Source organism: Cupriavidus sp. GW823-FHT06D04, assembly GCF_058795055.1.
Genome location: NZ_JBXAHL010000016.1, coordinates 131,226 through 156,945, shown reverse-complemented (window position 1 = coordinate 156,945; position 25,720 = coordinate 131,226). Strand labels below are relative to the sequence as shown.

The window sequence follows — 25,720 nt, the reverse complement described above, 5'->3', positions numbered from 1 at the left end:
GCATGCAGCGAACCATGGACGCCGCGCTCACCATTCAAGCACTGCGGGAAGAGTCCTGACTTCTGTATAAGGAAATGCTTATAAAGGGCCCGCAATTTCGGGGTCCGCACCAATATCTAAAGGCTATTAGGAGACAAGCATGGATCAAATCCTTGTTAACAACTTCGACAATGGCGTTACGTTGATGACGATTAACCGCCCGGAACGGCGTAATGCCATTTGCTCCAAGACCGCTGAGAATCTGCAGCGCGCATTTGCTGAGTTTGATGAATCCAGCCAACGCGTCGCCGTCATCACGGGCGCTGGCGATGCCGCTTTCAGTGCTGGTGCTGACGTCAACGATGTCCCGGAGTTCTGGAGATGCACACCTACCGTCGGCATCACCACTGAGAAGCCGGTACTTGCTGCCGTAGCCGGGTGGTGCATTGGGGGAGGGCTGATCATTCCCATGATGTGCGACCTCGTCGTAGCGGCCGAAAACACGCGCTTCTCCTACCCTGAAGCCCGGCTTGGCCTTACCCAAGGGATGGTCGCCAGTTTGGCCGCCCGTATTCCTCACAAGATTGCGATGGAAGTGATGTTGCGCGCTAAGATTATCGACGCAAAGCGCGCCTATGAAGTTGGCATGGTGAATGAGGTTGTCCCCACCGGAAGGCAGGTCGAAACTGCACTTGAGATTGCTGCCGACATTGCGACGATGGCGCCGCTGGTGCTTGCAATGATGAAGCGCTTCGTGACGCGCGACATCCTGCCAGTGGGGCCGACCGAGCGCTTTGGGCATTACCGTCTCGAGGCGGACAAGGTCGCGAAAAGTGAAGACTACGTTGAGGGCTTCGCCGCATTTCGTGAGAAGCGTGCTCCCGTGTTCAACGGCCGTTGAATGAAAATTCAAGGAAGCATCATGAATATCTTTCTTCGTGCCATCGCGGCAGCCGTTGTGGCCCTAGTTCCGATGGCTAGCGCTCTTGCGCAGGAAAACTATCCTTCCCACCCCATCAAAATCGTCGTGCCATTCCCACCGGGTGGCACTTCGGATACGGTCGCGCGTCTAGTTGCCGCCAAGCTGAAGGACAAGCTGGGTCAACCCGTGTTGGTTGACAACAAGGGTGGCGGAGGAACGATCATCGGCACTGAAGCAGTGGCGAGAAGCCCGGCCGATGGATACACATTGCTATGGGCAACACCGCCGTTCGCGATAAATCATAGCCTGTACACCAAGCGACCATACGACGCCTTCAAGGACTTCGTGGCAGTGGTAGACGTGGCGTCGATGCCGTTGGTACTGATTGTGCCGCCCAATTCTCCCGCAAAGAACCTACAGGAACTGATTGCCCTGGCAAAGAAAAATCCCGGCAAGCTATCGTACGGCTCTTCGGGAAACGGTGGCAGCCCACACCTTGCCATGGAAACGTTCAAGAGCGCGTCTAACGCGGACATCAAGCACATTCCCTATCGTGGCAGCGCTCCCGCTTTTACGGACTTACTCGGCGGTCAGACCGACGTCATGATAGACACTACCCTTCTCGTGACGCCGTATGTCGCGGCGGGGAAGGTCCGTGCTCTGGCGCAGACTGGCACAGAGCGCTCCAGCGCTCTGCCGAACGTTCCGACCATGCGCGAAGCAGGGGTCCCGGGAGTCAGTGTAAGTGCCTGGTTGATGCTTGTCGCACCGGCTGGCACGCCGGACAGTATCGTTCGCAAACTCAATACCGCGGTTAACGAGGTTTTGAAAACTCCTTCGGTACGGGACCAACTCGAAAAGCAGGGCCTGGAGATTACCGCCGGATCGCAAGCGGATGCAGCGCGTCACTTGAAAGCCGACATAGATATGTACGCTAAAGCCATCAAGGCTTCGGGCGTGAAAGCTGAGTGAGATCGAGGATGACTGTGAAATGAAAGACGACAGCAAAGATAGGCGTGGTGGTCCCCTTTCTCGAGTGAGAGTCCTGGACTTGGGGACCATGGTGGCGGCTCCGGTGGCAGCAACGCTGTTTGCGGACTTCGGCGCGGATGTCATAAAGGTTGAGCAACCGGGTACCGGTGACACGCTGCGAGGGGTGGGACCTTTCTACGAAGAGGAGTGCCTGTGGTGGCAAGTGGAAGGCCGGAATAAGAAGTCCGTGACTATCGACTTGCGTCAGCCAGAGGGCCAAGCTCTTCTAAAGAAGCTGGTAGAGAAAGCTGACGTGGTGATGGAGAACTTCCGCCCGGGCACGCTGGAAAAGTGGGGCGTGGGCTATAGCGAACTTTCAGCCGTGAATCCGGCGCTCGTGATGCTGAGCATTTCCGGCTTCGGCCAGACCGGCCCTAATGCGCAACGCGGTGGATACGACAGGATAGCGTTAGCGTTCAGTGGCGTCATGGCCATGACCGGATACCCAGATCGTGCTCCGGTCCGCATTGGCACCAGTATGGCCGATTACTCCACCGCAACTATGGGGGCATTCGCCGTGATGATGGCGCTTTATCACCGGGATCTGAACGGCGGTATCGGCCAGCAGATCGATTTGGCACTCTACGAACCCGTGTTTCGTTTCACGGACTCAATGGTCCCTGCGTACGATAAATTGGGGCGAAAGCGCGAGCGCACCGGCAACGTCCATTCTGCGGCAGCGCCGGGAAGCAACTTCGAAACCAAGGACGGCCGCTTCATGACCCTGACGATCTCCGGCGACTCCTTGTTTCGGAAGCTGTGTCAAGCGATGGAGCGGCCTGATATGGCAGACGATTCTCGCTATGCAACCCATGTGAAGCGCTGGGAACACATCACAGATCTCAATGAAGTCGTGGCCCACTGGATTCGAGAAACGGAATTTGCCTTGCTCAGCGATACGCTGACCAATTATGGAATTCCGTTCTCATTGGCTCTAACGATCGAGGAGATTATGGAGGACCCGCATTTCGAAGCGCGCGGCAACATCGAAACTGTTCAGCATCCGGAACTTGGGCCGATCAAGATGCCAGGGATTGTGCCAAAGATGCTCGGTACGCCAGCAGAACCTATCCAACCAGCGCCGTCAATTGGCCAAGACAACGAAGAAATCTTTACGGGCCTTCTTGGAATCGACGCTGAAGAGTATCGGTTTCTGCGGCGGCGAAAAGTGATCTGAGTGCGACAGACGGTGATATTTATCCATCGGTACGATCGTCGGAGTGCTCTAGGTGTAGGGCCGAGGTCAAGGCTGGTTGAAGGCACCGTTTGGCAGCTTCCGTTGCAAGACCTCGACTAGCGTAATACGACCCTGAAACAGCGTCACGCCAGGTCAGCAAAGGCTAAAGGAAAAGCGCGCGCCTGAGTAGTGCTCGTCGAGACGACGACCGCCCAAGGCTGCCGAGACCGTCCCAAAGAGGACGTTATGCCTTGTGTCGCTCTCGCGCAATGACACTGTTGAAGCAGCCTGTCAGCGTCGTGCGCTGTGTTCTCTAGAAGCGGAAAATTCGTACCGGACTACAGGCAACATACCTTGACCACGCAGCCAGTCCAACGTGAGAGAAATTCATGAGCCAATCCAGCACTTCAGATAGCAACTTGGCCGCGCTGCTAAGTCCCAGGTCGGTCGCTGTAATAGGTGCGTCAGAGGACCAGAGCAAATTCGGTGGACGGCTGTACCGTATGCTGCTTAAGCATAACTTTGACGGCACCATCTATCCAATCAATCCGGGGCGCGAGACTCTTTTCGGCCACAAGACGTTCCCAAGCATCGAGGCCACGCCGTGCGCTCCGGAAATGGTCATCATGGCCTTGCCTCAGGCAAAGGTGAAGGATCAGGTCGCAGCGTGCGCAGCGCGCGGTGTGCGAGTCGCCATCATCATCACATCCAAGTTCTCCGACGCGGACGCTGCGGGTGCCGAGTTGGAGCGCGAGATAGTCAAGATAGCCAATGCCAGTGGCATGCGACTGATTGGGCCAAACTGCCTGGGGCTGATCAGTCCGTCTAATGATCTGGTGCTGTGCTCTTCTCCTGCGCTGGAAGTCGATAGACTAATAAAGAGCCCGATCGGCTTCATTAGCCAAAGCGGCGCGCTGATGGCAACTCTGTTCGACCGTGCTTATGAAATGGGCATTGGCTTCACGCATTGCATTTCGGTTGGAAACCAGGCGGACTTAGAACTTTGTGATTTCGTGGAGTTTCTGATAGCCGACCCAGATACCCGGGTGATCTGCACATATATCGAGGGAATCAAGTCGCCGAAGCGCTTTGTGCAACTTGCACGCCGCGCTCGGGCTGCAGGTAAGCCTTGGCTCGCCGTTAAGGCGGGCAAAACGGCAGAGGGATGTCGAGCGGCCTACTCGCATACCGCCAGCATGGCGGGGGACTTTGCCAGTCTGGAAGCTGTGTGCCGGCAAGAGAATGTCGTGCTGCTGGATGACCCTGCAGCTATGCTGGTCCTCGCGGCGGCAATGGCCCGCTATCCGGGAAAGAGGGTTGATCAGGCGGTCATCGTTACGACGTCCGGCGGCGGGGGCGCCTTGAGCGCCGACAGGTTGGCAGAAGCGGGAATTCCGTTGACTCGCTTTTCCGAACCTACCCGCGAAGCACTGTCTGCTTTTTACCCTCCAGGCCAGGCAGACAACCCCGTTGATCTGTTCGCGCGCCGACATGAGGAGGTGGGCGAAGCAGTAGACATAGCGTTTAGGACTACCGAGATTGCCATGGTTGACCCACAGGCCGACCTTTGCGTCGCGGTAATGACTACGGCACCAGGCTTGGCCACGACCAGTCGCCAACTCGCTGCGGGCGCGCAGGAGAGCGGAAAGCCGCTCCTATTTGTGATGCAACCGGGCATGGCTGCCAATCCGGCCCGCAACGCGCTGATCGATTGCGGGGTCCCGTTCACCAACAGCCTGGGCGAGGCGGTAGCAGCGGTCGCTGGCTGGCGTCGCTGGTCGGCATGGCGGGCCGCTCCGGAGCCGGAGGAACTGGATCTGGATGCAAGCGACCTTCCGGAGATGACCGGCGCCGCTGACGAGTTTCAATCAAAGGCACTTCTGGAAGCGATTGGGGTGCCGGTAAACTCTGGCCAGGTGTTCGCCGATATTGAAGAAGCAGTGGCGGGCAGTGAGGCCATAGGCTTCCCACTAGTTGCGAAGGTAGTGTCGCCGGATATCGTGCACAAGTCTGACGTTGGGGGCGTCCTGCTTAATGTGGGCGATGCCTGTGCCCTCCGCAATGGCCTCGAAGCTATGCGTCTGCGCATCAGTGCAACTTTGCCACGGGCGCGAATCGCCGGCTTTTATCTGCAGTCCCAGGAAGCGGGAGAGTTGGAACTTATTGTCGGTATACGGCGCGACCCGCAGTTCGGACCTCTGGTAGTGATTGGCAGTGGCGGCGTGATGGTCGAGGTGCTACGCGATATCGCGGTACTGCCGGCACCCGTAGCCCGCGAAACCGCCCTGACGGCACTCCGTGGCTTAAGGATCGCACCGCTACTTGAAGCCCACCGTGGCCGCCCTCCACTCGACATCGACGCAGTAGCTGATGTCATAGTGCGAATGGGCTGGCTGGCGCAGGCCTTTCACGAACGCGACTTCGAGATCGAGGTCAATCCGCTGAAGGTTAGGGTGGCGGGACAAGGCTGCGTGGCCGTGGATGCGCGCGTGCGCTTAGATTAAGTCGGGAATTTGTTGCAAGAAGACAGTAGGCCGCGGATGGATATAGCGCGTGAGCTCGCGGGCCAGATCGCACACCGTGCCGCCTGAGCGATGAGTAGCCTGCGACCCAGTGCTCCGCCTGATTGAGCCACGACGGAAGGGATCGAAGCCGCGCGAAATCCCGCTGACTGACGAAGTGCTTCACGAGCTGAGCCTGTACCGCCAGTCATTCGGTTTGCCTGCCTCAATCGCCCCTCGCGACGAGACGCCGCTGATCTTCTCGATCCAGGTAAAAGAGCGATTCCGTCCAATCACCCGGCAGGCCTTGTACACAGTCTTCAAGGGGATGTTTGAGGCTGCCGCCGCGACGCTGGAGGATAAGGTGGCTGCGGACCATCTGAAGGCGGCTTCGACGCACTGGCTGCGTCATATGGCAGCGTCGGCAATGCTCTGCGTAACGGCACGCCTTTACTGGTCGTCCGTGACGTGTTGGGCCATGCCGACCTATCGACCACATCGCTGTACTCGCACTCGCAAGCCCTGGACATGCATCGGGAAGTGGAAGCTCACAACCACCTTGACCTCCACCAGGCGAGCAAGCAATGAGCCAGGTCAACAGCCCTGCCGTGGCGGCTCTGGCCGAGCCTTGAAGGACCTGACCCAAAGTCATGCCATTGAAAAACTGATCCGCTCGCAACTACTCAGGAAGCGCTAACCATGAGACTCGGCAACGTATGCCGGCACGACTACCAGCCGGGCATCTACGAGGACGCCGCATGGCGCTGCCAATACTGCGGCACGCCACGGCGCCAACGCAAAACCATGCACATCTGTCCGGCAGCCCAAGATGGCGACGACTTCGCCGCCATGTTCTGTGATCAGGCTGGTGAAGCCTGTTGCGTCTTAGCAGGCTGCTGAAGTACTCACCGCGCAAGCGATGAGGCTTCCCCCGCAAGGCCGGGGGGCGCTATTTTTCACAATCCGGAAGCCGGTCGTCACTGCATCGACTTTTTCCGCGTTTTGGCGCCCATTTCCGGCCTCATTACCGCGATTGCTGCAACTGCGGACGGATTTGTCCCAGCGAGCGCATGCGCACGAGGTTGTAGGCGGCCATGCTCAGCACAAACATCTGGTCGACCTTCTTTAGTCCGCGCACCATTACCTGGCGCATGCGCCCCACGGTCTTCGCCCACCCAAAGCCTTGTTCGATCAGCTTGCGTTTCTGCTGCGAGATGGCATAACCGGCGCTGCAAGCAATGGCATCAGGAACGGCCGAGCGCCGCCCCGAGGTGTTTTGTGCCACATGCGGCGTCACCTTCATCTCCAAGCAAGCCTCAATGAACTCGTGCGCGTCATAGCCCTTGTCCGCGCCCACGGTGACTTCCACATCCAGGTCTTCCGTCACCTGCCTGGCATCGTTGAGCATGACCTTTGCGGCCTCGCGCTCGGCGTGTCCGTCCGCATTGGTCACCATCGCGCTCACCACCAGGCCGTGGCGGTTGTCGCTCAGGGTATGACCCATGTAGCGCAGTTCACTGGCGGTCTTGCCCTTGCGGTAGAGCCTGGCATCGGGATCGGTCTTGGACTCGTGCGTCTCATTGCTGCGCTTGCGACCCTTGAAGTTGGCGCCGTCGTTGTCGTCTTCGTCGCCGCCATCCTTGCGCACGAAGCTCTTGTGGCCTGCCCACGCCTGAATCAGCGTGCCGTCGACGCTGAAGTGCTCGCCCGACAGCCAGTTCTTCTTCTGCGCGTTGGCCAGCACCTCGTTGAAAAACTCGATCACCGCATCATGCTTAATCAGCCGTTCGCGGTTCTTGGTGAAGACCGTGGGCACCCAAACTGTGTCGTCCATCGACAGCCCGATGAACCAGCGAAACAGCAAATTGTAGTGCGTCTGCTCCATGAGCTGACGTTCGGAGCGAATGCTGTAGAGCAACTGCAGCAGCATGGCCCGCAGCAACTTCTCCGGCGCGATGCTGGGCCGGCCACCCTTGATATCGGCCTCGTACATCTGCGCGAACAACCGGTCCATCTTCTCCAGCGCCTGGTTGGCCATGGTGCGGATCGAGCGCAGCGGGTGGGACTTCGGCACGAAATCATCCAGCCTCCGCATAGTGAACAAACTCGACGACTGCCTGAAGCGTTGATTTGAGGATCCCATCCAACCCTACTTTCATGCGCGGCGCAGACAACTTCACGCGCTGACGTCCGCTCGAGGTATCTCAGCGGCCTGTTAGGTCTTGTTCATGGGCCATCGAGAAAGTAGCCCCTCAACGAGATTCGTTGCAAAGTCTTTAGCGCTTATATTACGTATCGTCATATCTATACCGAAAGGAGTGAACATGAAGAAGAAATCGACCGGAATGCGCAGCAGCATGGCAGCTTCTGCCATGCTGCGAAATGGCACACCGCTGGCTCGCCGTACGCGACGTGCTCGGCCACGGCCACCTCATTACACACAAGTCGTGACCCGCGTCGTGCTGCAGAAAGTCGTTTACGGTCAATGACTTAGCGGGTGGGGTTGTAAACTCTTTCGGATTGTCGTTCACTCTTGCATTTTGGGCGGCACATGCAGCGAGAGGCAACGAGTTGGGCAGCGGCGGAATTCAAGGACATTGACTTGGGCGACCAGCGCTTGAACAAGCGCGCGGTGCTACTGGCGGAGCGGCTCGCAGAGAAGCCCACGGCAAGCATACCCAACGCATGCGGCGGCTGGGCGGAAACGGCTGCGGCGTACCGCTTCCTGGCTCAGGATGAACTGGACTGGCGCGATATTCTGGCGCCCCACTGGCAGAGTTCGGCCGAGCGGATGCGAGCTTGCGAAGTGGTGCTGTGCATCCAAGACACCACGGAGTTGGACTTTAACGGCCAGACCATCACAGGCTTGGGACCGCTGTCGTATGAGGCGCAACGCGGACTATATCTGCACCCAACTTACGCGGTAACGCCATCGCGCGAACCGCTGGGCGTGCTTGATGCCTACATGTGGGCACGCGAGCCGAAGAATGCGGATGGCGTGCGCCACGGCATCAAGGAAAGTACCCGCTGGACCGAAGGATATGAGCGGGTTGCCGAACAGGCGGCCGTACTGCCTGCCACGCGACTCGTCTATGTGGCTGACCGGGAATCGGACATCATGGCGCTGATGGCCAAAGCAAAGGAGTTGGGCCACCCAGCGGATTGGCTACTGCGCTCGCAGCACAACCGCACCTTGCCTGGCGGCGGCAAGCTGTGGGACAACGTGACTGCGGGTGAGCCAGTGGGCAGGATTCACTTTACGCTGGCGGCACGTCAGGCTCAGCCGGCGCGCGCGGTACGGCAGCAGGTGTGGGCGCAACGTGTCGCGTTGTCTGATGCTGCAGGCGGCGTGGTGGGTGCCACTTGCATCGTCGCTCGGGGGGTCGACCCGCCGGCAGGTGTCAAGCCGATTGAATGGCGACTGCTGAGTAATCGCGAGGTGGACGGCCTTGACGCAGCGGCGCAGCTTATTGACTGGTACCGCGCGCGTTGGGCGGTCGATTTGATCTTTCACGTGCTCAAGAACGGCTGTCGTGTCGAAGCGTTGCAACTCGCATCGATGGCACGGCTTGAGCGTGCCTTGGCGCTATTCATGGTGGTGGCATGGCGCATCGCTCGGCTGATGCGACTGGGTCGAACTTGCCCGGACCTGGATGCAGGGCTGCTATTCGAGCGGGATGAATGGCGCGCGGCATTTATTCTCAACAAGAAGAAGCCGCCGAAGACGTCACCGCGTCTGAATGAGGTCGTGCGCTTGGTCGCCATGCTCGGCGGCTTCCTTGCGCGCAAAGGCGACGGCGAACCCGGGGTCAAGACCATCTGGCAGGGCCTGCAGCGACTGATGGATTTCGCCGCAGGCCTCAAGTACGCCCGAGAACTGGGCGACTGACTTGTGTGTAATCAAATGGCTTAAATGCGGTATATTTTTCATTTTATTTATTCGTCTTCAATCTAATATAATTTCCGCCATGAGGAACTGGTCTATTCATTTGAACAGTAAAGAGGACGACGTTCTTCCGAAAATATACAAAACGCTTTTACATGACAACTTTTCATTTATTTTCATTAATTTTGTTATTGCGAATGAAATAACCCCATCGTGTATTTTCTTCTCTTATGAACTTCCCCCAATTGGCAATAGATTCTGGACGCGGCTCAAAGCCGCGATTGATAAGCTGCTCTCTGATCACCGGATCCCGCAGGCTACTATTTAATGCTTCATTGAGAAGACCTACGATCTCTGCCCGAGTACCTGCAGGCGCGAGTATGCCAAACCATGCGGAGAACTGAAAACCTGGCAGTAGTTTTCCGATAGGCTCTAAATGCGGGAATGCATCAGATGGTCGTTCGCTCGCGACACCTAAAATCCGCACTTTGTTGGCCTGGACAAGAGGAAGTAATCCGAGGTGCGTGTCCATCATCATCGAAACGCGGCCTGCCGCGAGATCGAGTACGGCTGGAGCTGTGCCCTTGTAAGGAACCATTAGCATTTTCCCACCGGTGATTTGAGAAAACATTTCACCGGCAATATGTGAAGCGCTATTTGGCGTTGGTGCAGCGTAGCTAAGTGCTCCAGGATTAGCGCGAGCTTTATTAATTAATTCTGTAATTGTTTTTGGCCCGTTTTCAGGAACCGCCAACAACAACGGCATCTCGCCAAGCAAAGCAACCGGCGCGAAGCTTCTCAGACTATCGTACGGCAATTTTGCATTTAACCAGGGATTAATAGAATGACTGGTGTATACGAATAGCAACGTAGAGCCATCCGCGGGCGCTCTTGAAACGTATTCTGATGCGATAATTCCGCTTGCCCCTGGCTTGAAATCCAGAACAACCGGTTGGCCAAGGATTTTCCCGAGAGGAGCAGTTATGATTCGCATCATCGCATCTGCAGTCCCACCGGGCGGCCCAGAAACAACTATCGTGATTGGCTTATTTGGAAATACTACAGCCATTCCAGGCGAAGCAGCTGCAGCCATTGCTATCGCCAAAATCCATTTTGGTAAATTTAAATACATATAAATAATTTCCATTTATTTTATGGCGACAGGCTTAAATCTAATTTAATCGATTGAGCTAGGCGATTTATTTTATAGATTTTCTATCAATCAAACTTGGAACTCACTAGAGAACTCCAGCAATTCACTCGCCCGCCATTCATACATTGTGCTTTCAGCCCGCAAAACAACCGCCATATGCACGACATCAGCGATCTCCCTATGACTGGCTCCGGTCTTTTTTGCATCATTTACATGCTTTTCAAGACAGTAAACACATTGAGTTATAGTTGCCCCCGCGACAGCCATTAACTCATAATGCTTTGGTGGCAGTACAAGATGTGATTTATGCAAAGACTCCATGAAGCCGACCAAACGATCGAATGGTGCAGGATTTGCTTTCCTCAGATGAGTCATGTATTCGCGATCCTTATGTATTTGCGATCGACTACCTTCTGGCTCATTATTCTGGTTTTCTTCAAGAAGCTTGAAAGCAAGACGACCATATCCTATTGCCCCCCCTGCCCGAAGAGCCGATGCCGCCATGACAGCCTCCGCAATTTCTGCGCTATTTGCGATTTTTTTTGCCTTTTTGGAATAAAAATCCACCAATCCTTTACAAGGAATCACCAAGCTAATGACAAGGCCAATTAAAGCACTGAGCTTTGGCGTCAAAGAATCAGATGCACTCGCTTTCGTTTCGCTTGCATAAGCGTCAAATGCAAAAGCAATGCTGGGACATTCCTTCTTCAGGAAATCAGTTGTACTTACAGGCAAACCGTTGTCTTGAAACATGACCATATCTCCTTAGAAATTGTCACAAAATTCAGCATTTGATTTTCAAAATTCGAAAAATATTTCTTATTTTAGATAAAAGCGATTGAATTATTTTAAATAATGCTTATACTTTTTCTCCAGCGACTCTATTAACTATCGCATGTTTTGAGGCATCTTCTAGGTGTATTGTCGTGAAGAAAAAATTTATTAAAATAGAAATATTAATTACTTATTGACTGACTCGGCATACTCGTCCCGCAGCTTGCGCTTGAGAACCTTGCCCGAGACGTTCTTGGGCAATTCCGTGCGGAAGACCACCTGCTTGGGCAGCTTGTAGCCAGCGAGCAGTTCGCGGGCGCGGGCGATCACCTGGCCGGCATCAAGCTGGACGCCCGGCCGGAGTACCACAAAGGCCGTGACCGCCTCGCCCCATTTGTTGTCAGGGATGCCGACGACGGCCACCTCCAGAATCTCATTGACCGCCTTTTGCAGGGCCAGTTCGACTTCCAGTGAGTAAACATTCTCACCGCCGGACTTGATCATGTCCTTTTTTCTGTCGACAAAATAAAGCAGATTGTCCTTGTCGAAATACCCCAGGTCGCCTGTATGCAGCCAGCCGTTCTTCAGCACTTGCTCATTGGCCTCGGGGCGCTTGAAATATCCCTTGAAGACATTCGGGCCGCGTACGATGATTTCTCCGATTTCCCCAGTGGGCAGCGGGGTGTCGCTGTCATCGACGATTCTTACGTCGTTGTACCAGACGGGCTGCCCCAGCGTGTTGGGCTTGGAGATCATGTGGATCGTGTATTCGCTCACGGTGACGGCCGGCGCGGCCTCCGTCAGTCCATAAATGAAATGCACGCTGTCCAGCCCCATTTCCTCGATGGCTTGGACAATCATTTCTGGCGTGTATTTGGCGGCTGCCGATATGAGCCGGCGAAGCGAGTTGAGATCGTATTTCTTGCGGGCCGTGGATGACAAAAGCTGGATCAATGGTGTGACCAGGATGTAGGCCAGGGTCACCCGGTGCTTTTCGATGAGCCGGCAGGCTTCTTCCGGATCCCACTGCTCCATGATGACCATGGGCAGGCCGCGCGCGAGAAAGGTGGTGGTCTGCGTGTGCAGCCCGCTGACGTGGCTCATGGGCATGGACAGCAAGAAGCAGTCGTTCTGATACGGCGGCACGTAGGTCAGCGAGGAAATCGAATCCCAGCAGACATTGGAGTGCGTCAGCACGGCCCCCTTGGGCAGTCCGGTCGTGCCGGACGTGTACATGATGATCGCGTCATCGCTGCCTTTTACCTCGACCTGTGGCTCATCCCTGGGGGCCTTCGATAACAATTCCTCGTAACGGAGCGCGTTTTTTATTTTTACCGCCCCGTTGTAGACGATGAGTTGAACGCCTTCGAGTTCATCGACGAATTGCGCGGCCAGGTCTTGGAGAGAGGAGTCGATAAGCAGCGCCTTGTTTTCGGCATCCTTGATGATGAATTGCAACTCCTGCGGGGCCAGGCGCCAGTTCAGCGGGCCGAAAACCGTTCCTATCTTGGCAGATGCGTGGCACATCTCCAGATATTTGATCGAATTCTTCCCCAATACGGCGAAATGCTCGCCCTTGGAAAGGCCCAGTTTTGCCAGCGCGTTGGCGCACCGGTTCACCCGGGCGTTGTATTCGGAAAAACTGACCCGCTCTTCGCCAAAAATCATGGCGGTTCGGTGCGGATATTGCTCGGCGGAGCGGCGGACTATCGAGCCCATTGTCAAACCATCGATCATTTTCAACTCCAATGCAGTCAGCTTGAAAACTTGCCAGGGACAGGGTGTTTCACGCGATTCATGATGGTGTCTCCGGCGAGGTTGGGGTTTGCTGGGGGTAGCTGATGGACATGCCGGCCCGTGCGTCCATCTGGATACCGTACTGGGGAAAGGGGTAGCGCAGGCCGTTGCGCGCTAGGGCCTGCATGCCGTCCAGGGCCTTCGCGATGTCGGCCACCGTCAGCGCCATCAGCATCTCGTCATCGAGCACGCCGCCGTAGCGGCGTTCGGCGAAACAGGGAATGGACAGGCTAGGCTCTCGGGTCTTGAGCGCCCTGCCCCAGGAATCGGCGCAGGAGGATTCGCCCACCACCCCCCATTGAAAACTGCGGTAGCCGCTCCATTGGAGCCCGTTGATGAAATACATCATGGCGCCTGGCGTGGCGTAGAACAGCGCGATGTCCGGCTCGCCCAGGGGCGCGCCCGGTGTGCCGCTCCACTTGCGCAGCGGCGCCGCCACCAGAGCGTGGTAGCTTCCCTGGGGAACGCGGTGCATGGCCGATTGGTGGCGCGTGGCGTCCTCCACGGTGGCGAACCACACGCCCGTCATGTGCCGGCCGGTGTGCCAGGCGGGGTCGTCCTGGCCCAGGCCGACGACGAAGCGGCACTGGTCGCCCACCAGGTCTTCGGCGGTGATGCCCACCGTCCAGCCCAGGCGGCTGGCCTGGCCGACGATCTGATCCATCGTGTGCACTGCCGTGGGGCGGCGCAGGCGGGGGATGGACTGCAACTGCTCGGTGGTTTCGAGCAACTGCATGCCGATCGGCGCCACGCGCAGCTTGAGCAAGGCTTCCAATTGTTCGGACAGGGCGGCCAGGGAAGGCAGCGGTGCACCAGCGGGCGGTGGCTCGTTGGTACCATGTGTGCTTACCAAGGCGACGTCGTTGCCCATGCTCTCTCCTGTGGGGTGGTCAATATAATTAATTATTGGTCATTAAAATGACCTATCAAAGGCGGGTTTTCCCTGCGTTCGCCTTACCAAAGCTCACTCCAAACCATGACCGATATCAATCAGACCGTTGCCCGCAATGTGGAGCGCTACCGCCAGCAGCGCAAAATGTCCGCTTCTCAGGTCGCGAAGCTCGCGGGCATTTCCAAGGCCACCTTGCTCTCCATCGAGCTGGGGCGCGCCAACCCCACGCTCGACACCTTGCAGCGCCTGGGGGATGCATTGAACGTCCGTCTGGCGGAACTGATTGCCGAAAGCTCGGAAGCGGTGGTGGACGTGCGCAGGGCCGGAGAGGGGCGCAAGCGCCAGTTGGACGGCATGCAACTGAGGCCCTTGGCGACCTTCTACGGCTCCGAGCTGGTCTACGTGTTCACGGCCACCGTCAATGCGCAGGGGGTGACTTCCCCGGCCCACGAACCGGGCAGCGCCGAGAGCCTGCTGGTGCTCTCCGGTGCGGTGATGGCGGGGCCCTGCGATGCCTTGGTCGAACTGGGCAAGGGTGACTGGATCCGCTTTCCCACCGACCGCCCTCACGCTTGCAAGGCGGCCGGGGAGACGGCCGAGGTGCTGTTCGTGGCCGTGCGGCGCAGGATTCCGGGCGTCGTGAACGAGTCGAGGACAAACAGGGTCTGCAGCCCCTGAACTCAGCGCGGCACCTCAGCATCCTCAAAGCGGTTGACGTCGCGCAGCGGACTGAACCATGCCATCCACGTCCCCGCCAGAGTGCACAGCCCCCAGCATGGCCGCCGGCACCACGCCCAGCCAGGCCGCGCTGGTGCCGGCGCGGAACTCGCCCAGATCGTTGGGCGAGCAGATGAACAGCATGTTCACGCGCCCGCGTATCTCCTCGGGCGTGGAGAACTGCACCAGAACAGATGCAAAACAAATGGGGTCGGATAACGAGATTGCGGCAATGAGCACCCCCCTCAATCCGCTCGACCGCTTCCTTCAAGCCCAGGCGCGCGACTACGCCCAGGCCCTCGCCGAACTGCGCGCAGGCCGCAAGCGCACGCACTGGATCTGGTATGTGCTGCCCCAGTGGCGACCGCTGGGGCATAGTGCCATGGGCGCGAATACGGCATCGCTGATCGTAGAACAAAGGAAAGTCCTCTGTTTGGCGGATCCCGATACCCGGGTTAAGCGTTGCTTGCGCCGGAGCAGTCTGTAATTTCACGATCGTGCAATTACCTCAGCCGGTGCGCTGATGTATGCGCCCACTCTTCCTTTACCCCACCACGGGCCTTGACAGGCGAGCGGTTGCACTTTCACGCGCTACGCTTTGCCGCGCTACATCGGGGCGTGGTGTCATTTTGGCACATGGTTGCATTTTGTCACCACAGCCGCTATCATTCGTTTACCCCGTTCCCTTAGCCAGGGGGAAAAGGCCATTAGAGCTTTACACGAGGGGGTTATAACTCCGCCGTATCGGCGGACAACCGAAACCGCCCGAAGTTGGGCGACGTGTCCGTACGCCGGGAGGCGCAGAAGGACACGGAAACAAGGGGTATGAGAACCATGGCACACAAGCACGAGGTCGTGACAACTCAAGACCGCGGGCGAATTACAGCCCGCCTAAGTGCAGAGAACCAGGAGGTTCTACAGCTTGCTGCAGACCTATCTGGAAGTACGTTAAACCAATTCATCGTACAAGCGGCGCTTCGCGCGGCTGAGGCGGTGATCGATCATCAAGAGACCCTCCGGGTCATCAAGCTGACGGCCGAGCAGTCCCGTCGCTTCCTCTCGATGCTCGAGAACCCGCCCGCGCCAAACGAAGCCCTGCAGCGTGCGATGGCCCGTTACAGGAAATCGAAAATTGGAAATTCATCTTTTGAATTCGTCCCACGACCGCAAAGCGTTTGATTGCGGCAACGACGAAATGAACGCTTGGCTGCGCCAGATGGCGCGCCAGCAAGCAGACAAGGATCTGATCAAGATCTACGTCGCAACAACAGCCGACGAACCCACCAAGATCGCTGGGTATTATGCGATCAACACGACCTCGGTTCTCACCGAGGGGATGGGTGGCCAGAAACTTCCCTCGAACGTACCCGCGGTGCTCCTGGCACGGCTCGCCGTTGACGCGAGTTACAAGGGCCAGGGGCTCGGCGGGTGCCTTCTGATGAATGCACTCGAGCTGGCGGCCGAAACGGCTGAGTTGGTCGGAATTCGTTGCATCGTGGTCGACGCCATCGATGACAACGCGGCTCAATTCTACCAACACTACGGCTTTGAGCCGTTGACCACCGACCCTTACCGGCTGGTCCTGCACCTCCATACGGTGCGCACCCTCTTGCAATAAGAGCGGCAGCTGATAAACGGGCTGGGGCGCTTCCACGCGGCCCAGCCCCGTTTTCTTCACCCGTTGAGCAGCGCGAAGCGTCGCTCTTCCGCCGGCGCCGGCACCGCCCGCGCCCGACTCCATGAAGGTCACGTCGCCTTCTACGTTCAGGGCGCCGTTGTTCGCACGATCAAACGGGCCTCGGGCTATCGACGCTGCCACAGACCCGTGCCTACGGGAGATTAGCCTCGATAGGATGGACGGATAGCAGCCTTTCGGTCGTCGTGCAGCTTCCGAGCAACAAACGCCTCTCGCACGAAACCCCGGAACGCCTCCTTGACGTCGTCCAACGTCAGGTCGCTCAACGCCTTCACCGAGGTCTTTCGCGCACTGCTTTCAAGCTCGTTCCAAGTCTCGAAGCGGACTGCGCCGTCAGCATCGGAAACGATGTTCAGGGTATGCGTATTAGTCTCCCCTGCGAATCCCGGCCCGAACTGGCTACGGTCCTCGATATGTTCGCCCTGCTTTGCGACAAAGGCGATGGACACGTTCGCGCGGAAATCGACAACGTCGCGCGCATACCGACAGGAGTATCCCTCCTGCTTCATAGCATCCGCCTGTTCCCGTAGGTAGCGGTAGATGCCAGCCTCTTCGAACGCTTCGCGAGCACGGACCACCATGTGTGCCCGCGCCGCTTTCTCCCGATCCTTCGCGGCCTGCCGCTCACGAGCCTCTGATGCCTCCATGTCTCGGAACTCAACGGAAATTTGTCTGAAATCGCTCATACGTGTAGTTGGGTAATAGGTGGTTGGCAGGAAGCTTTACATCCGTAGCCTGGTGGACTTGGGAAGCGTGTCGAAGGCGTTGTAGTCGTCAGGAATAGCGGCCGACCCGATCTCGGCACGCAGCCGCTCCTTGGCGCTGCGGACTGCGGGCGAGTCGGTCGGTGTCGGTGCAGGCAGTCCGGGAGTATTCGTCGCGGCCATCACGACAGCGGAGCCGTCGCGATAGCGAATTTCGACTGCTTGGCCAAGTTTCGGCATCTCACGCAATGCCACGGCCTGGTGCAGGATGCCCGACACGTCATCGATCTTCTGCACCACAAGATCCTGACGTACGGCGACAATCGGCCCGACATAGCGACCGTCGCCTGGCTCTGCGCGCCGCAGGTCAGCAACAACCTGTGCGGCAAGCTGAGCGACCTCCTGATCCACGCCGAGTCGATCCTCGAAACCCCGGGCAACCCGGTTGTGCATCTCCACTTCTGGGCGCCCTGCAAAGCGGTTCACGGAGTTGCCGATGTGATGCCCGACGTCAGCGAACTTCTCATAGATCACCGATTGACCGGCCATCTCGTGCTTCATTGTTTCAGATGCATCGCCTAGAATATGGGAAGGAATTTGTTTAAACCGCGCGTGCTCAGTTGCCGTGAATTGACGCATAAGCGAAGGATCGTCTCGATGCCGTAATTTCGGGTCAGTCGACCTAATTTTGGCGTACCCTTTAGTTAACGTTCCGACATTTTCGTCATTGGCATCGTAGATCTGCATTTTGAAGTTCTTGCCTGCGGCGAGATCCCTCGCCTCCTTTTCAACAAGGCCTCTCATCGTGCCCCAGCGAGCGTCGTCTGCTGGGATGTCTTCGAGTAAATCGCCAATAACCTGGCGCATCGCTTTCGGCGGCATCAGCTGATCGAAGTCGAAATCGATTCCCTGAGTTACAGCGACCATACACCAACGATCTCGATTTTCAATCGCACCCCATTCCTTTCCATTTAGAATTCGTTCATGCGTGGTGTAACCTAGATCGCGGAGTTGAGAGCGGAGAATGCTAGCGGACGCCGTATTCGCGTAAGTCGGCACATTTTCAATAGCGACAATTGCCGGCGCAGCCTTGTTCAGGATGACGAGCGCCGCGACGACCAGGTGCCCGACCTCCGGATGCGCCTCGGGATGTTTGAGGCCGCGTTTGGCCGTGCCGGCTCGGCTCGCTCCCGAACAGGGGATGCCAGCCTCCAGAATCTCGACCTTCGGTATGTGAGCCAGGCCCCGATCATCAAAAGCCAGCTCCTGCATGGGTGCGGCGAGAGGGACGGTATCGTCTGACCAGGCATCATTGAACTCGGACGCGTGCTCAAGCAACTCGGGGCGGATCTCGTTCGCGAATTCGAGCTTCGCCTTGAGCCCTGCCCGCTGCAGGCCTGCATGTATGGCATGCGACATGATGCCGCCGCCGTGCGATAGACTGCCGATGCGCAACGGCTCGCCATTCTCCATGCGCGATCTCAGGCGCTGCAGGCGCTCCTGCTTCTTCAGCTCAGATGCCAACGGCAGTAGGTAGATCTGGCCGTCCTTGACCACCATCCGGATCGCAGCCATGCCATCGAACGCAGCCAGCAGTTGGTTACTGTTCAGGTCGATTACGGGCATCGTCCGGGATCGAACCTGCTTCGGTGTCACGGTACGAGTTCCGTCCTTGCTTAGCGTGAGCACCACGCTTCTGCCCTTCACTTCGACTTCGTAACTCTGGCCTGGCCCGAAGCCAGCGCGCTCCAGCTCGAGGCCCTGAAGCCAAACACGCGGCTTGCCGCGGTTGGCACCAATTGTCTTGATGAAATAGCCGTCCATGGGTGTTTTTGGTGGTCAGTGGATCTTTTCGTACCGGCTGATGGACTCGGCGTTGCTGCCGAGCATTCGTTCCGTGGCGAACTTGAGAGACTCCAGGCGAGCAGCACTTGACGATCCCGACCAGATCTTCCGCGGCATAGACCGCGTCAGGCGACGGACCGCTTTGACCAGCGCTTCTTCGCTGTCGAACTGGCGACCATGGAGATCAGCGAGGCCTGCTTCCAATCCGGCCGTGCACACTGTTGCCGTAGCCGGCCAGGAAGGCATATCACCGGGGTGTTCGCTTTCGTCTCTGTCGTAAGCCATCATCGCTGCCAGGTAGGCATTGGCTTGGGACGGCTCCACCAGGGCTAGACGTCGGGAGGAAGCTGGACCCACGCCACCATTCCAGGCAAGCGGGCCGTAGTAGACGTCAGGTTCTGACGAGTTGGCGTCGCAGATTTCGAATGTGAAGCTGTCCACGTCCGTCAGAAAGAATCCCGCACCCAGTTCCACGTACTTGCTACTCATGAGGGGGCTCCCGCGTTGTTGCGTTCTCCGATACGCTGCAACGTTCGGCCAAGGGGGTGGGCGGGCGTGGGAGGAGTAGACGTTAGCCAAGACGCCACTTGTTGGACCATACCAGCGGGTCTGTCGATCACGGATGGCTTCACACGTTCGATCATCCCCCTGCTCTGCAGATGGAGCGACAGGCGGCTGTACTCTTCTACGGTGTAGCCAACAGCATGAGCAGCCCGTTCGACCAGTGAGTAGTCGTCCGGGTGCATCAGTAACTCCAGCTTCCGCTTCATCGATGGAACCGACTGGCCTGGCATCGGTGCTTCGGCCAACCATCTTGATGCGGCCACGCACAGGTATTCCTCGATGGAGAGCCCCACGTCCTGCGCCGCTCTTTCGAGCCTCGCATAGTCGTCGGCATGCAGATCCAGCTCGAGTCGCCGGCTCAGGGTTATGGGGGCATTCTGTTCGGACATATAGACTCCCGATGACCAGCGGTATGGGGCTACGCGCAGACCTCGCGCAGGAGCGCGGCCTGACTTGCGTGGACCTGGATGGGAAGAGAGTTCACCCCGGCATCGATCAGATACCGGGTGCGGTGCCTTCCGTTGATGAAAGAGACGACGGGCGCGGGAGGTTTGGCCCGGAGCGACCACCAGGAGCGTTGGACCTGCTGCATGTAAATGCCAGCGCGGGGGACATTAATCGCCCCTCCCTCCTCATTGAGAAACTCTTCGATGCCGGCCCGTTTGGAGCTGGGCCAATGGCCTACGGGACCAACGATGTAGCTGTCTCGCTCCCAACAGGAAAGCAACTTTCCCGCGCACACCACGATGACGGGCCACTCGACCAGGTCTTCGATATCGGGCTTGAATACGACAGCCCTCACCGGAATTCGAGTCGCGTGGAGGGTGACTCGCCAGCATGAGGCGGAGATCTGACTGAGCATGATGGTCACGAGTTCAGCGCGGATCCAGACGTGACAAAGCGCGGGATGACAGTCAGCCCCCCCATCTCGTAGCGCTCGAAGACAGCTCCCCGCAGCCGGGATGCGCGCTCCAGCTCAAGAAACCCAGCCATAAGGTGCGCATCTGCCAGGCTGTCGGCGCTCTCGGTCGTGATCGTCGCGGTCACGTTGCCGTGGCGGTCATAGCTGATGACCTTGACACAACCGCCAAGCAACTCTGCCTCTGCTGAGCTGGATACATCGATGTACAGTCGTTTCATGACGACTCCAAAAAAAAGAAGCCCCAAAGCCGAGGGTTTCGTCGCTTTGGGGCGTGGGAGGCAGCGAGGCAGAGCCAATCGGGTCAGGTCATGGTCTGGGGAGGGAGAGCCGCCAAAACAGTGCGTAAAAACGCGAAACCCTACGGAGAACAACGGCGAACGTGAGGGAACGAATACGCTATAATTTTCCGTAGTGATGCTACGATACATAAATCGATTACTGGAGTCAAGAAATGCGAATCATGTTGCCGGACCCCGAAACGCATGAGGTGGTGGAAGCTCTCATCGCTCTCGACCCGCAGCTCGGCCCCAAGCTTAGCGGCTTCGTCTACGAGACGCATTCCCGTGCCGAAATCTTGCGGCGGACCGACCTGGTGCATCGAGTCACCACTTCGACGGCGCGCGCGCTGCTCGCTGCAAAAATCGTGATGCCGTCTGGCGACGCCAAGCTCCAGGCCGAGATCGAAAAATCGCTTTCGGATGCAAGACATGCCCCGGCCCTGCGAGATCTCGCTCTCTCCATCGTCAAGGCGGAGGTAGACACCGAAGACGACGCCTTCCGGGATAAGAAGAGCATTCCGGACGCAGTCTTCCACAGACGACTTGCGCACATCCGCGAGTTTCTCGCTCACTGAGTCGGAGGATCGCCATGCGTGCATTGCAACGGCTGCAGCAAAAGGTCCTCGCCGAGGATCAACACCTTCCTCGAAACTTTGACCTGACACCTCGCGCACTGCGACTTCATGACAAACTGAAGCGACAGGCATTTGTTGGAGCGACTGTCGTGGCGCTTAGCGGCGCAGTGGCCTTCGGCGTTGGGAGCAACGACTATGACCCCGCCAAGCTGTACGTGGGCAATATGGCAGAGAGCTGGCAAACACAGCGAAGCCTCTACGACACGCATCTGAAGCTACTGGCGGCGGAAGAGCGGGCACAAGATATCAAGCTTGAAATGCTCAATGCGTCAACAGCGAAGGAAGTAGACGGGCTGCGCAAGGAGTACAAGCAGGAGCGCACCAAGATCGAAGCTTTGAAGCTGGACTATCACATCCTGACTACCGACCAAGATCCGGTGAAGGTCCAGCAGATCGCCCGCGAGGCAGACGCTGACTTTGGCCCGCGCGCATCGCGGCCTCGCATCTAGTCACCAGGTACCGAATGCTCCCTCCCCGCTCTGTGCACCTCTACTCGTCGCCCAATGGCGATCTCGTCGGGGAGATCTCCACGACTACGCCGGTCGACAAGTACATCGGTGCAATGAGAATCCTGCAGGCCCGCACCGGTAAGGCTCCGCGGGCCGCGCTCGAAAACACGTTTCCCCTGGTGCTCACATCCGACGATGCGGTTTTGTCAACGGCTCGGACCAGCGGAATTCCGCACGGGCAACGCCTGGAACACGAGCCAGTGGTGCAGAACTACAGAGAGCAGATCCTGTTCCTGCAGCGCGGGGATCTCGTCATGAGTCAGGTGGAAAACGAGGATGGATACCGCCGCCTGCATATTGGGGTGACTTTCGACGTAACCCCTCGAATCCTTCTATCCCCGGACCCGATCACGATTCTGTCACCATGGACCCAGCCGATTGTGGACGCTGACGCCCTCCAGCTGGTCGAGGTGGCCCTGCAGCGCGAGCTGACGCAGGCAGAGCAGTTTTTCGCCGCGGTGGCCATGCCGCATACCTGGCAAAGATGCGGTGGCGGGCCGGTGGCCGCAGTATCGAATCCGGGTAGAGAGGAAGCAGAGCAATGCCGCGGATTTGCGGCGCTTTTCACGCAGCCAAATGAGAAGCTACGGCAACTCGCAGCTATATCGCCCGTCTGGGAAAACGCGCTCTTCGCCGAAAGCCCGGCCACGACGCCATCAGCCGCCAGCCCCACCAAGTTGAGGAAGTAGAAATGGCGGTGCGCCATCTCACACAAGCGAAACACTAAGGCTGAAATGACGGGTTTAGCTGTCTTCCGACATCAGGTCGCGGTCCAAGGCCGGCAGCGGCGCTCCGGTTTCCCACGGCAGTTGCAGAGCATAGTCGGAGAGACTGGAAGCAAACAGGCCGGAGCCGCCAAAGTCAAATTCTGGATGGGCCTGCCGGACATAGATGTACGCCAGAAACGCGTCCTCGCGGGTATTAATCCAGTCGGCCCATTTGGTTTCCAAAATATCTCGCGAATAGTCTCCCCACGCGCAGCCGATAGCAAGGTCGTCCCATTCCGATAGCTCAGGGTGATTGGCGCGAATCTGTTGAATCGCCGCACCAACCTTGCCAGTCCACTGCCCATCGTCCAACTCAACAGTGACACCAAACGTGGTGGCGTCAAAGCGGAAGTCGCTGCCGCGCAGTTCACACGGTAGGCGAAAGCTGAGGAACCAGTCATCAGGAGTGTTGTGGTAACCCCCTGCAATCATTGGCTGAGCGTGGGGGCCATGCAGCGCAAAGATTGCAGTGGTGATGCAGTCAGGGTCAACCACCAGTTGCGGGAAATCTGCCCTACGTAACTCATGCCCTCCCGGTAAGCGACAATTTCCCAGATACAGCGCACGCAGCCCCACGGCAATTGGCGCATAGCGCTGATCGTTGATCGTCACCGCGCCGCCATGCGGCGGCAGCGCACGGAGCACTTGTACACGCGCGTGCCCCTTGATCCAACGCACGGCGTCCTCAGCAGTCCAAACCTTGCTTTCCATCGAATGCCTCTAATTTACTTGTTGTCGGTGCCCTGTCCAGATTTGCTGGTCTGGAAGGGCCATGTATTCGAGCTACACATCTCGCGACCCAACCCAACAGAAGCTGCGCGCGGCCCCAATACTGTCATTTGAGGATCGTGATGTTCTTGGGGATTTGTTTGACTTGGTCCGGCGTGACATGCTCAACAATCAGGCCGTGACGGGGAAAGGCGGAGAACGCCATTTCAATCTCATTCCAGTCGAGCCTCGATTTGATGTCATGCGGAAGCACAGAGAACAGTACGATATTGCCCACGTCACCTTTCTCCAAGGCGCGGCGCTTACAGTCAAGTTCGGCACTGTCCGTCGCTTCCGTGACGACGAGACCATACGTCGTTTCCGTATTGCGAAATACCTTCATTGGATTGTCCTTTTGGTATCGTGACGTTATATCGGTTGCCCGGAGCCTTTGTTTACCCCCCAAAAGTCCGGGGCAAAGCGCTTGGCTCGGTCGATACGGGAAGTTATTCGCAGATGACTGTCAGGGAAGCTTTCTAAGCTTTTGCAGTTCCTTCTCCAGCGCCTCAATCGCCCAGTCCTGACATACCCTCGCGCGTGCCGACTGCACGTCGCAAGTCCACGACTTCACCGCGTCCGTGCTACAAGGCCGGTGCGTGTGCTTGGTGATAAGGCGAGCTGCTTCGGCCTGGGAACCCGCGAACCCGCACAACTCTCGCATTCGCTCCCGATTCCGGGGCTCACTTATCGGCAATGGTCCTTCCGAAGCCAGCGGCAAAACGTCAGTCGGAGGGTCGAAGGAGCGCGCCAGGATGCACAGTTCATGCGCCTCTCGCAGCGCCGCCACTGCCTTATCCATAGAGAATCTGTCACGGCCGCTCAAGACGGCGCTCTCGGCTTGCCCGATCAAATCCTGCAACCTCGTCAACACCTGCAGGAACGTATGTCTCTCGTCGGCTTGCGGTCAATCCCCATGACGCTTGCTTGCACGTGCTTTCGGCTCAAAAGTACCCCCTCCGTTGGTTGACCTCGCCGCTCGATGAACTGCACGGTCAGGTAATTGCTGACCTGCGGTGGGTTTCTGCGTTGCGGTCGTGGCGATTCTTCTCATCTCGCCGGACAAAATGACGACATATGCGCAGTTTGTGTGTACTTGTACACTCCGTCAAGTGTACGCGAACAAGAGAGTCGCTGCTGCTCCGAAGATCCTCATCACTGTAGGAAACCGGAATTAGCCGGACTACAGATCAGTTTGCTGGACTGGAAATCCGGATTTAGCTGGACTGCCGTGCAACTCTCGCCGATACTGAGCCAGGATCTGTAGGTCGGTTTGCTCACTGGGCATGGCTCAAGAAGTCGGCGAGGCGGCCGTCAATACGGGGAACTCCATCCCGTGTCTTCGCCATGCGTTACATCCCGATCCGCGACCAGCAACTCACTATCCTCGCCCGCAACCGCGAGGCCTGGCGGGCTCGGGCGGAACGACTCTTTGACGTCGAAGATCTCATTCGGGCATGCGTTCCGGAAGCCGCCACTTGCGATCCAAGCGTTGTGGCCGACGCGATCCGGGAGTGGTTCGATAGTTTCGACGACGGCATTCCGACATGGCGGCTGGCGTCGCAAGATCAATAAAAAGCCCGCGCCGGGGGCTACCACACTTGGCCTGCCGCCGCGACCGAGACAGTCTGACTGCCGCTAGCGTCGGGAACCATGAACGGTCGTTTGCGATTGATTTGCGAAAGACCGTTCACGAAGGAAGTACCGACTGTCGAGGGCCGGCCACAAACGTACTACGACGCCACGGCTGTAATGCCTTCCAGCGCGATAATCCTTGTCGTTGCACATCTTTCACGGATGCCTTGAGGCGGGCATACTCTGGCGAGTCATACCAGGCCATCAAGGAATCCATATCCGGGAATTCGACAATAACGAGACGATGCGGCTGCCAGTCGCCTTCGAGAACCTTGGTTCGACCACCGCGGCCTAGATATTTTCCACCGTAGCGCGCCTCAGTAGCCGGTACTTCTCGTTTGTACTCTTCAAAAAGGGCGGGGTCTGTTATATCGACATCGGCAATCAGGTATGCAGACATGGCGCGCTCCTTTCCGCGGTAGTCCCACGGCCCCTTGTCATTGCATGATTGTAGGCGGCGCTGCCGTGAAGTCGAGGATTGGCCATGCCACTGGGCATAATCGCCCAACGGCCTTCTGACCTCCGCACGCCCAATGTCCTGCCGTGTCAAGGCTCATTTCCTGACTACGA

30 protein-coding genes and 1 pseudogene are annotated in these 25,720 nt (G+C 57.8%); 16 read left to right on the top strand and 15 right to left on the bottom strand.

Annotated features, from left to right (window positions below; all coding sequences use genetic code 11):
* Nucleotides 1–139 precede the first annotated feature (139 nt).
* The 6 genes from AC1Q7H_RS20800 (at nucleotide 140) to AC1Q7H_RS20775 (ending at nucleotide 6,511) form a co-directional block, all read left to right on the top strand.
* Nucleotides 140–880 (top strand): enoyl-CoA hydratase/isomerase family protein, encoded by a 741-nt coding sequence (locus tag AC1Q7H_RS20800; RefSeq protein WP_317920537.1) that lies wholly within the window; start codon nucleotides 140–142, stop codon nucleotides 878–880.
* Between the two features lie 21 nt (nucleotides 881–901).
* Nucleotides 902–1,873, top strand: a complete 972-nt coding sequence (locus AC1Q7H_RS20795) for a tripartite tricarboxylate transporter substrate binding protein (protein WP_317920539.1) — start codon at nucleotides 902–904, stop codon at nucleotides 1,871–1,873.
* Between the two features lie 19 nt (nucleotides 1,874–1,892).
* Nucleotides 1,893–3,110 (top strand): CaiB/BaiF CoA transferase family protein, encoded by a 1,218-nt coding sequence (locus AC1Q7H_RS20790; RefSeq protein ID WP_317920541.1) that lies wholly within the window; start codon nucleotides 1,893–1,895, stop codon nucleotides 3,108–3,110.
* 389 nt (nucleotides 3,111–3,499) lie between these two features.
* Entirely contained in the window at nucleotides 3,500–5,614 is a 2,115-nt protein-coding gene (locus AC1Q7H_RS20785) for an acetate--CoA ligase family protein (protein ID WP_317920543.1), read from the top strand.
* Nucleotides 5,615–5,723: 109 nt separating this feature from the next.
* The gene (locus AC1Q7H_RS20780; protein ID WP_317920545.1) at nucleotides 5,724–6,308 is read left to right on the top strand and encodes a site-specific integrase; all 585 of its coding nucleotides are present in this window, start codon (nucleotides 5,724–5,726) and stop codon (nucleotides 6,306–6,308) included.
* Between the two features lie 2 nt (nucleotides 6,309–6,310).
* The gene (locus AC1Q7H_RS20775; RefSeq protein ID WP_317920547.1) at nucleotides 6,311–6,511 is read left to right on the top strand and encodes a hypothetical protein; all 201 of its coding nucleotides are present in this window, start codon (nucleotides 6,311–6,313) and stop codon (nucleotides 6,509–6,511) included.
* Between the two features lie 124 nt (nucleotides 6,512–6,635).
* Here AC1Q7H_RS20775 and AC1Q7H_RS20770 read toward each other — a convergent pair whose 3' ends face one another.
* Nucleotides 6,636–7,754: an IS5 family transposase gene (locus tag AC1Q7H_RS20770; RefSeq protein WP_317920548.1), complete on the bottom strand. Its 1,119-nt coding sequence runs from the start codon at nucleotides 7,752–7,754 to the stop codon at nucleotides 6,636–6,638.
* 181 nt (nucleotides 7,755–7,935) lie between these two features.
* On the opposite strand from AC1Q7H_RS20770, the gene AC1Q7H_RS20765 reads away from it, so the two are divergent.
* The gene (locus tag AC1Q7H_RS20765; protein ID WP_317920550.1) at nucleotides 7,936–8,100 is read left to right on the top strand and encodes a hypothetical protein; all 165 of its coding nucleotides are present in this window, start codon (nucleotides 7,936–7,938) and stop codon (nucleotides 8,098–8,100) included.
* Between the two features lie 62 nt (nucleotides 8,101–8,162).
* A complete protein-coding gene (locus AC1Q7H_RS20760; RefSeq protein WP_487247058.1) occupies nucleotides 8,163–9,500 on the top strand; it encodes an IS4 family transposase in 1,338 nt (445 codons plus the stop codon).
* Between the two features lie 163 nt (nucleotides 9,501–9,663).
* On the opposite strand, the gene AC1Q7H_RS20755 is transcribed toward AC1Q7H_RS20760, so the two are convergent.
* The 4 genes from AC1Q7H_RS20755 to AC1Q7H_RS20740 all read right to left on the bottom strand — a co-directional run bounded on the left by AC1Q7H_RS20755 (nucleotide 9,664) and on the right by AC1Q7H_RS20740 (nucleotide 14,092).
* Entirely contained in the window at nucleotides 9,664–10,644 is a 981-nt protein-coding gene (locus tag AC1Q7H_RS20755; protein WP_317920552.1) for a tripartite tricarboxylate transporter substrate binding protein, read from the bottom strand.
* Between the two features lie 75 nt (nucleotides 10,645–10,719).
* Complete coding sequence (locus tag AC1Q7H_RS20750; RefSeq protein WP_317920553.1) at nucleotides 10,720–11,403, bottom strand: carboxymuconolactone decarboxylase family protein; 684 nt, start codon at nucleotides 11,401–11,403, stop codon at nucleotides 10,720–10,722.
* 207 nt (nucleotides 11,404–11,610) lie between these two features.
* Complete coding sequence (locus AC1Q7H_RS20745; RefSeq protein WP_116321277.1) at nucleotides 11,611–13,161, bottom strand: long-chain-fatty-acid--CoA ligase; 1,551 nt, start codon at nucleotides 13,159–13,161, stop codon at nucleotides 11,611–11,613.
* 58 nt (nucleotides 13,162–13,219) lie between these two features.
* On the bottom strand, nucleotides 13,220–14,092 hold the full coding sequence (locus tag AC1Q7H_RS20740) for a DUF169 domain-containing protein (RefSeq protein WP_116321278.1): 873 nt from the start codon (nucleotides 14,090–14,092) through the stop codon (nucleotides 13,220–13,222).
* A gap of 105 nt (nucleotides 14,093–14,197) precedes the next feature.
* On the opposite strand from AC1Q7H_RS20740, the gene AC1Q7H_RS20735 reads away from it, so the two are divergent.
* Nucleotides 14,198–14,791: a helix-turn-helix domain-containing protein gene (locus AC1Q7H_RS20735; protein ID WP_116321279.1), complete on the top strand. Its 594-nt coding sequence runs from the start codon at nucleotides 14,198–14,200 to the stop codon at nucleotides 14,789–14,791.
* Nucleotides 14,792–14,793: 2 nt separating this feature from the next.
* Here the strand turns inward: AC1Q7H_RS20735 and AC1Q7H_RS20730 are convergent.
* Nucleotides 14,794–15,022, bottom strand: a pseudogene (locus AC1Q7H_RS20730) (MFS transporter); the annotation flags it as partial.
* On the opposite strand from AC1Q7H_RS20730, the gene AC1Q7H_RS20725 reads away from it, so the two are divergent.
* The 3 genes from AC1Q7H_RS20725 (at nucleotide 14,964) to AC1Q7H_RS20715 (ending at nucleotide 16,448) form a co-directional block, all read left to right on the top strand.
* Complete coding sequence (locus AC1Q7H_RS20725) at nucleotides 14,964–15,317, top strand: DUF1810 family protein (protein WP_492381680.1); 354 nt, start codon at nucleotides 14,964–14,966, stop codon at nucleotides 15,315–15,317. The pseudogene AC1Q7H_RS20730 and the gene AC1Q7H_RS20725 overlap by 59 nt on opposite strands.
* Before the next feature lie 347 nt (nucleotides 15,318–15,664).
* The gene (locus AC1Q7H_RS20720; RefSeq protein ID WP_116321374.1) at nucleotides 15,665–16,009 is read left to right on the top strand and encodes a type II toxin-antitoxin system TacA family antitoxin; all 345 of its coding nucleotides are present in this window, start codon (nucleotides 15,665–15,667) and stop codon (nucleotides 16,007–16,009) included.
* Nucleotides 15,963–16,448, top strand: coding sequence for a GNAT family N-acetyltransferase (locus tag AC1Q7H_RS20715; protein WP_233528219.1), 486 nt, complete (start codon nucleotides 15,963–15,965; stop codon nucleotides 16,446–16,448). Before AC1Q7H_RS20720 ends, AC1Q7H_RS20715 begins: the two co-directional genes overlap by 47 nt.
* Nucleotides 16,449–16,669: 221 nt before the next feature.
* Here the strand turns inward: AC1Q7H_RS20715 and AC1Q7H_RS20710 are convergent, their stop codons facing one another.
* From AC1Q7H_RS20710 to AC1Q7H_RS20685, 6 genes are read right to left on the bottom strand one after another with little or no spacing between them, the layout of a single operon-like run.
* On the bottom strand, nucleotides 16,670–17,212 hold the full coding sequence (locus AC1Q7H_RS20710; RefSeq protein WP_116321281.1) for a hypothetical protein: 543 nt from the start codon (nucleotides 17,210–17,212) through the stop codon (nucleotides 16,670–16,672).
* A 36-nt stretch (nucleotides 17,213–17,248) separates the two neighbouring features.
* Nucleotides 17,249–19,054, bottom strand: a complete 1,806-nt coding sequence (locus AC1Q7H_RS20705) for a DNA cytosine methyltransferase (protein WP_116321282.1) — start codon at nucleotides 19,052–19,054, stop codon at nucleotides 17,249–17,251.
* 15 nt (nucleotides 19,055–19,069) lie between these two features.
* The gene (locus AC1Q7H_RS20700) at nucleotides 19,070–19,564 is read right to left on the bottom strand and encodes a hypothetical protein (RefSeq protein ID WP_116321283.1); all 495 of its coding nucleotides are present in this window, start codon (nucleotides 19,562–19,564) and stop codon (nucleotides 19,070–19,072) included.
* Complete coding sequence (locus AC1Q7H_RS20695) at nucleotides 19,561–20,028, bottom strand: hypothetical protein (protein ID WP_116321284.1); 468 nt, start codon at nucleotides 20,026–20,028, stop codon at nucleotides 19,561–19,563. The genes AC1Q7H_RS20700 and AC1Q7H_RS20695 overlap by 4 nt, the downstream gene beginning before the upstream one ends.
* Before the next feature lie 29 nt (nucleotides 20,029–20,057).
* The gene (locus AC1Q7H_RS20690; RefSeq protein WP_411860284.1) at nucleotides 20,058–20,501 is read right to left on the bottom strand and encodes a plasmid fertility inhibition factor family protein; all 444 of its coding nucleotides are present in this window, start codon (nucleotides 20,499–20,501) and stop codon (nucleotides 20,058–20,060) included.
* 5 nt (nucleotides 20,502–20,506) lie between these two features.
* Nucleotides 20,507–20,779 (bottom strand): hypothetical protein, encoded by a 273-nt coding sequence (locus tag AC1Q7H_RS20685; RefSeq protein WP_116321286.1) that lies wholly within the window; start codon nucleotides 20,777–20,779, stop codon nucleotides 20,507–20,509.
* Between the two features lie 233 nt (nucleotides 20,780–21,012).
* On the opposite strand from AC1Q7H_RS20685, the gene AC1Q7H_RS20680 reads away from it, so the two are divergent.
* Genes AC1Q7H_RS20680 through AC1Q7H_RS20670 form a run of 3 tightly spaced genes read left to right on the top strand, consistent with a single transcriptional unit; the run spans nucleotide 21,013 to nucleotide 22,672 of the window.
* Nucleotides 21,013–21,414, top strand: coding sequence for a hypothetical protein (locus AC1Q7H_RS20680; protein ID WP_116321287.1), 402 nt, complete (start codon nucleotides 21,013–21,015; stop codon nucleotides 21,412–21,414).
* Between the two features lie 14 nt (nucleotides 21,415–21,428).
* Nucleotides 21,429–21,923, top strand: coding sequence for a hypothetical protein (locus tag AC1Q7H_RS20675; protein WP_147316232.1), 495 nt, complete (start codon nucleotides 21,429–21,431; stop codon nucleotides 21,921–21,923).
* A gap of 14 nt (nucleotides 21,924–21,937) precedes the next feature.
* Nucleotides 21,938–22,672, top strand: a complete 735-nt coding sequence (locus tag AC1Q7H_RS20670) for a hypothetical protein (protein WP_116321289.1) — start codon at nucleotides 21,938–21,940, stop codon at nucleotides 22,670–22,672.
* 54 nt (nucleotides 22,673–22,726) lie between these two features.
* Here AC1Q7H_RS20670 and AC1Q7H_RS20665 read toward each other — a convergent pair whose 3' ends face one another.
* Both AC1Q7H_RS20665 and AC1Q7H_RS20660 read right to left on the bottom strand, forming a co-directional pair.
* A complete protein-coding gene (locus AC1Q7H_RS20665) occupies nucleotides 22,727–23,461 on the bottom strand; it encodes a hypothetical protein (protein WP_116321290.1) in 735 nt (244 codons plus the stop codon).
* 124 nt (nucleotides 23,462–23,585) lie between these two features.
* Complete coding sequence (locus tag AC1Q7H_RS20660) at nucleotides 23,586–23,861, bottom strand: hypothetical protein (protein WP_116321291.1); 276 nt, start codon at nucleotides 23,859–23,861, stop codon at nucleotides 23,586–23,588.
* Between the two features lie 1,001 nt (nucleotides 23,862–24,862).
* Between AC1Q7H_RS20660 and AC1Q7H_RS20655 the strand changes: the two genes are divergently transcribed.
* On the top strand, nucleotides 24,863–25,090 hold the full coding sequence (locus tag AC1Q7H_RS20655; protein ID WP_116321293.1) for a hypothetical protein: 228 nt from the start codon (nucleotides 24,863–24,865) through the stop codon (nucleotides 25,088–25,090).
* Nucleotides 25,091–25,205: 115 nt separating this feature from the next.
* Here the strand turns inward: AC1Q7H_RS20655 and AC1Q7H_RS20650 are convergent, their stop codons facing one another.
* Nucleotides 25,206–25,550 carry a DUF1330 domain-containing protein gene (locus tag AC1Q7H_RS20650; protein WP_233528220.1) on the bottom strand — a complete coding sequence of 115 codons (345 nt, stop codon included), beginning with the start codon at nucleotides 25,548–25,550 and terminating at the stop codon, nucleotides 25,206–25,208.
* Nucleotides 25,551–25,720: the final 170 nt, after the last annotated feature.

Excerpts from the sequence above, each read along its gene's own strand:
- AC1Q7H_RS20695 (WP_116321284.1), bottom strand. The coding sequence starts at position 20,028 with ATGTCCGAACAGAATGCCCCCATAACCCTGAGCCGGCGACTCGAGCTG.
- AC1Q7H_RS20660 (WP_116321291.1), bottom strand. The coding sequence starts at position 23,861 with ATGAAGGTATTTCGCAATACGGAAACGACGTATGGTCTCGTCGTCACG.
- AC1Q7H_RS20720 (WP_116321374.1), top strand. The coding sequence starts at position 15,665 with ATGGCACACAAGCACGAGGTCGTGACAACTCAAGACCGCGGGCGAATT.
- AC1Q7H_RS20740 (WP_116321278.1), bottom strand. The coding sequence starts at position 14,092 with ATGGGCAACGACGTCGCCTTGGTAAGCACACATGGTACCAACGAGCCA.
- AC1Q7H_RS20725 (WP_492381680.1), top strand. The coding sequence starts at position 14,964 with ATGAACAGCATGTTCACGCGCCCGCGTATCTCCTCGGGCGTGGAGAAC.
- AC1Q7H_RS20760 (WP_487247058.1), top strand. The coding sequence starts at position 8,163 with ATGCAGCGAGAGGCAACGAGTTGGGCAGCGGCGGAATTCAAGGACATT.
- AC1Q7H_RS20670 (WP_116321289.1), top strand. The coding sequence starts at position 21,938 with ATGCTCCCTCCCCGCTCTGTGCACCTCTACTCGTCGCCCAATGGCGAT.
- AC1Q7H_RS20755 (WP_317920552.1), bottom strand. The coding sequence starts at position 10,644 with ATGGAAATTATTTATATGTATTTAAATTTACCAAAATGGATTTTGGCG.
- AC1Q7H_RS20770 (WP_317920548.1), bottom strand. The coding sequence starts at position 7,754 with ATGGGATCCTCAAATCAACGCTTCAGGCAGTCGTCGAGTTTGTTCACT.
- AC1Q7H_RS20800 (WP_317920537.1), top strand. The coding sequence starts at position 140 with ATGGATCAAATCCTTGTTAACAACTTCGACAATGGCGTTACGTTGATG.
- AC1Q7H_RS20785 (WP_317920543.1), top strand. The coding sequence starts at position 3,500 with ATGAGCCAATCCAGCACTTCAGATAGCAACTTGGCCGCGCTGCTAAGT.
- AC1Q7H_RS20790 (WP_317920541.1), top strand. The coding sequence starts at position 1,893 with ATGAAAGACGACAGCAAAGATAGGCGTGGTGGTCCCCTTTCTCGAGTG.
- AC1Q7H_RS20655 (WP_116321293.1), top strand. The coding sequence starts at position 24,863 with ATGCGTTACATCCCGATCCGCGACCAGCAACTCACTATCCTCGCCCGC.
- AC1Q7H_RS20690 (WP_411860284.1), bottom strand. The coding sequence starts at position 20,501 with ATGCTCAGTCAGATCTCCGCCTCATGCTGGCGAGTCACCCTCCACGCG.
- AC1Q7H_RS20680 (WP_116321287.1), top strand. The coding sequence starts at position 21,013 with ATGCGAATCATGTTGCCGGACCCCGAAACGCATGAGGTGGTGGAAGCT.
- AC1Q7H_RS20650 (WP_233528220.1), bottom strand. The coding sequence starts at position 25,550 with ATGTCTGCATACCTGATTGCCGATGTCGATATAACAGACCCCGCCCTT.
- AC1Q7H_RS20765 (WP_317920550.1), top strand. The coding sequence starts at position 7,936 with ATGAAGAAGAAATCGACCGGAATGCGCAGCAGCATGGCAGCTTCTGCC.
- AC1Q7H_RS20665 (WP_116321290.1), bottom strand. The coding sequence starts at position 23,461 with ATGGAAAGCAAGGTTTGGACTGCTGAGGACGCCGTGCGTTGGATCAAG.
- AC1Q7H_RS20685 (WP_116321286.1), bottom strand. The coding sequence starts at position 20,779 with ATGAAACGACTGTACATCGATGTATCCAGCTCAGCAGAGGCAGAGTTG.
- AC1Q7H_RS20705 (WP_116321282.1), bottom strand. The coding sequence starts at position 19,054 with ATGGACGGCTATTTCATCAAGACAATTGGTGCCAACCGCGGCAAGCCG.
- AC1Q7H_RS20750 (WP_317920553.1), bottom strand. The coding sequence starts at position 11,403 with ATGTTTCAAGACAACGGTTTGCCTGTAAGTACAACTGATTTCCTGAAG.
- AC1Q7H_RS20775 (WP_317920547.1), top strand. The coding sequence starts at position 6,311 with ATGAGACTCGGCAACGTATGCCGGCACGACTACCAGCCGGGCATCTAC.
- AC1Q7H_RS20745 (WP_116321277.1), bottom strand. The coding sequence starts at position 13,161 with ATGATCGATGGTTTGACAATGGGCTCGATAGTCCGCCGCTCCGCCGAG.
- AC1Q7H_RS20700 (WP_116321283.1), bottom strand. The coding sequence starts at position 19,564 with ATGAGTAGCAAGTACGTGGAACTGGGTGCGGGATTCTTTCTGACGGAC.
- AC1Q7H_RS20735 (WP_116321279.1), top strand. The coding sequence starts at position 14,198 with ATGACCGATATCAATCAGACCGTTGCCCGCAATGTGGAGCGCTACCGC.
- AC1Q7H_RS20710 (WP_116321281.1), bottom strand. The coding sequence starts at position 17,212 with ATGAGCGATTTCAGACAAATTTCCGTTGAGTTCCGAGACATGGAGGCA.
- AC1Q7H_RS20675 (WP_147316232.1), top strand. The coding sequence starts at position 21,429 with ATGCGTGCATTGCAACGGCTGCAGCAAAAGGTCCTCGCCGAGGATCAA.
- AC1Q7H_RS20795 (WP_317920539.1), top strand. The coding sequence starts at position 902 with ATGAATATCTTTCTTCGTGCCATCGCGGCAGCCGTTGTGGCCCTAGTT.